This is a genomic window from Gluconobacter sp. P1D12_c, assembly GCF_018812105.1.
GTDB lineage: Bacteria > Pseudomonadota > Alphaproteobacteria > Acetobacterales > Acetobacteraceae > Gluconobacter > Gluconobacter oxydans_A.
In genome coordinates this window covers 1-427 of the sequence record NZ_JACSIQ010000536.1, presented here as the reverse complement: position 1 = coordinate 427, position 427 = coordinate 1, and the positions used below count along the sequence as shown (strand labels likewise).

The 427-nt window shown below is 39.8% G+C and carries 1 protein-coding gene and 1 pseudogene; both read right to left on the bottom strand.

Annotated features, from left to right (window positions below; all coding sequences use genetic code 11):
* The coding region (locus KP705_RS18045; protein ID WP_215765288.1) for a hypothetical protein at window positions 1-235 on the bottom strand (235 nt) is incomplete at its 3' end.
* A pseudogene (locus KP705_RS18040) lies at window positions 232-427 on the bottom strand (hypothetical protein); the annotation flags it as partial. The pseudogene KP705_RS18040 and the gene KP705_RS18045, both read right to left, overlap by 4 nt.

Sequence of the window (427 nt, the reverse complement as noted above, 5' to 3'; positions counted from 1 at the left end):
ATGGCACATTTGGCTGACCGACAAACCATTCGTAGAGTGAAGGATCACTCGGAAGGCGAAGTGTCTCTAGAAGCACTTCATTATCTCGCACTATAGAAAATTCAAAAAATTCATCTAAATTTTCATCATGTAATTCCTTAAGATTTTTCCAAATTTTCATAGTTTCTAAGTCGTTTGAATGAGAAATTATAAATGTATTTTGGCATGCAATATGGAATCGTTCGTTAGTTTTCATAATTTTCCTCCTTCTATAACTTCAAGATTAAATCCCGGCTTTGGTATTGTAGAAAGTTCTTCTTGTGTAGCACGACTACCTACTTCAGCAACGTGGCGGTTCATGTAGTAGCGGACAAGACCCGGCCCTCGCATACCGGCTACCTTTTCGCGCTCGGAGAAAATCGCACCGAACTTCACCAGTTCATTCATG